This is a genomic window from Streptomyces sp. NPDC059853 (assembly GCF_042731495.1).
GTDB lineage: Bacteria > Actinomycetota > Actinomycetes > Streptomycetales > Streptomycetaceae > Streptomyces.
In genome coordinates this window covers 1-2462 of the sequence record NZ_JBHWJL010000482.1, presented here as the reverse complement: position 1 = coordinate 2462, position 2462 = coordinate 1, and the positions used below count along the sequence as shown (strand labels likewise).

3 protein-coding genes are annotated in these 2462 nt (G+C 72.9%); all 3 read right to left on the bottom strand.

Features of this window, described 5'->3' with window-relative positions:
• Positions 1 to 257, bottom strand: a 257-nt coding sequence (locus ACFV5N_RS27040) for an iron chelate uptake ABC transporter family permease subunit (protein ID WP_385604933.1), incomplete at its 3' end; no start/stop codon positions are given.
• Positions 258 to 268: 11 nt separating this feature from the next.
• A complete protein-coding gene (locus tag ACFV5N_RS27035) occupies positions 269 to 1312 on the bottom strand; it encodes a FecCD family ABC transporter permease (protein ID WP_385604930.1) in 1044 nt (347 codons plus the stop codon).
• Positions 1309 to 2364, bottom strand: a complete 1056-nt coding sequence (locus ACFV5N_RS27030; RefSeq protein ID WP_385604927.1) for an iron-siderophore ABC transporter substrate-binding protein — start codon at positions 2362 to 2364, stop codon at positions 1309 to 1311. The genes ACFV5N_RS27035 and ACFV5N_RS27030 overlap by 4 nt, the downstream gene beginning before the upstream one ends.
• Positions 2365 to 2462: the final 98 nt, after the last annotated feature.

Sequence of the window (2462 nt, the reverse complement as noted above, 5' to 3'; positions counted from 1 at the left end):
GTCTGGAAGGTGACGCCGGCCAGGCCGAAGCAGAGTCCGACGAGGACGGCGAGCACCGCGCGCGGCAGCCGCAGCCGGCCGACGGTGAAGGAGGCGCCGGGCACCTGTTCGCCGAGGACGACGCGGAGGACCTGGCCCGGGGGGTAGAAGGTCTGGCCGGCCATCAGGGTGACGGCGAAGGCGGCGAGGAGCAGGGCCACCAGGGTGGTGATGACCAGACGCCGCCGGCGGGTCCGGCGGCTCCGGCCCTCGGCCATGGCCTGAAGGGTCACAGGGCTCGTACTTTCTGTCGGCGGACGATGTAGATGAAGAACGGGGCGCCGATCAGGGCGGTGACGATGCCGACGTCGATCTCGGAGGGGCGGTTCACGACGCGGCCCACGACGTCGGCGGCGGTCAGCAGGGCCGCGCCGAGCACGGCGGCCAGCGGCAGCAGCCAGCGGTGGTCGGGGCCGATGACGAGCCGGCACAGATGGGGCACGACCAGGCCGACGAACCCGATGGGGCCGGCGACCGCGGTGGCCGCTCCGCACAGCAGGACGGCGCCGAGCGCGGCGGCGGCGCGGGTCAGCACGACCTTCTCGCCGAGGCCGGCCGCCAGTTCGTCGCCGAGCGCCAGGGAGTTCAGGCCCCGGGCGGAGAGCAGGCAGAGCAGGAAGCCCACCGCGAGGAAGGGCAGGACGTGGCCGATCTTCTCGAACGAGGCGCCGCCGACCCCGCCGATCTGCCACATGCGGAAGGTGCCGGCGATGTCGTTGCGCGGCAGCATGACGGCGGTGACCAGGGAGGCGAGGGCGGCGGAGACGGCGGCGCCGGACAGCGCGAGTTTGAGCGGGGTGGCGCCGCCGCGTCCGAGGGAGCCGATCACGTAGACGAACAGGGAGGTCGCGGCGGCTCCGGCGGTGGCGGTCCAGATGTAGCCGGTGGGCGAGGTGAGCCCGAAGTAGGCGATGCCGGTGACCACGGCGAGCGAGGCGCCCATGGTGACGCCGAGGATGCCGGGGTCGGCCAGCGGGTTGCGGGTGACGCCCTGCATGACGGCGCCGGCCGTGGCGAGGGCGGCGCCGACCGTCATGGCCAGCAGGGTGCGCGGCACCCGTTTCTTGACGGCGGCCTCGCCGAGGGTGCTCTCGGCGCCGCCGAGGCCGGCGACGATGTCGGACAGGCCGACGTCGCGGGCGCCGAGTGCCACCGAGGCGGCCGTCACGGCCGCGAGGACGGCCAGGGCGCCGGCGATCCACAGGACCCGGACATGCGCCGGACGCCGCGCGAGGTCGGCGTCCGGCGGGTTCCGGGTGGCGGTCGCGGTCATTCCACCTTGTCCGCGGCCTCGGCGAGCAGGGCGACGTAGTCCTCCAGGACCCACGCGATGGACAGCGGGGTGGGGTTGGCGGCGGTGGCCAGCGGGCTGCTGCCGGGGAGGAGGGCGACCGAGCCGCGCTCGACGGCGGGGATCTTCGACAGCAGCGGGTCGGACCGGAGGAGCTGGAGGAGTTCGCCGTCCTCGTCGCCGTAGCCGGTGATGATGTCGACGTCGTCGAAGAGTTCGGCCTGCTCGGCGCTCTGGGTGAGGGCGAACCGGTCGGTGCCCGCGGACGCCTCGGCGATGCTGCCGGGGATGGTGAGACCGAGGTCCTCGAAGAAGCGGGTGCGGGTGTCGTGCGCGGTGTAGAAGCCGACCTGGCTCACATCGGTGGGGTCGATGTGGGTCATGAACATCACCGTCTTGTCGGTCAGCTGCGGGTGGCCGGCGACGGTGGCGGCGATCCGCTCCTCCAGGTCGGCGATGAGGGCGTCGCCCTCGGCCGCCAGGCCGATCGCCTCGCTGTTGAGCTTGATGATGTCCCGCCAGGAGGTGGCCCAGGGCGCTTCCGGGTAGGCGACGACGGGGGCGATGTCGCTGAGCGTGTCGTAGTCGCGCTGGGTGAGGCCGGAGTAGGACGCGAGGATGACGTCCGGCTGGGTGTCGGCGACGGCCTCGAAGTCGATGCCGTCGTTCTCGTCGAAGAGCACCGGGGTCCCGGCGCCGAGTTCGTCCAGCTTCTCGGTGACCCAGGGCAGCACGCCGTCGCCGTCGTCGTCGCCGAAGTTGGCGGCGGCCATGCCGACCGGGACGACCCCGAGGGCCAGCGGCACCTCGTGGTTGGCCCAGGCGACGGTGGCGACCCGCTCCGGCTTCTCCGGGATGGTGGTGGTGCCCAGGGCGTGCTCGATGGTGAGCGGGAAGGTGCCCGCGTCCTGATTCCCGCTGCCCTGGCCGGCGGCGGCGGCGCCGGCCCCGCCGTCCGGGGAGGAACCGCAGCCGCTGAGGGTCAGCGCGGTGGCCGCCGCCACGGCGAGAGCCCACCGTCGATATGAACGCATGGCAAAGACACTCCGCTCCAAGAACTTAGGTATGCCTTACCTATATTACGTGAGTGTCCTGGGGGAACGACCGCGGGGCCGGCCGCCTGTCTGGCGGC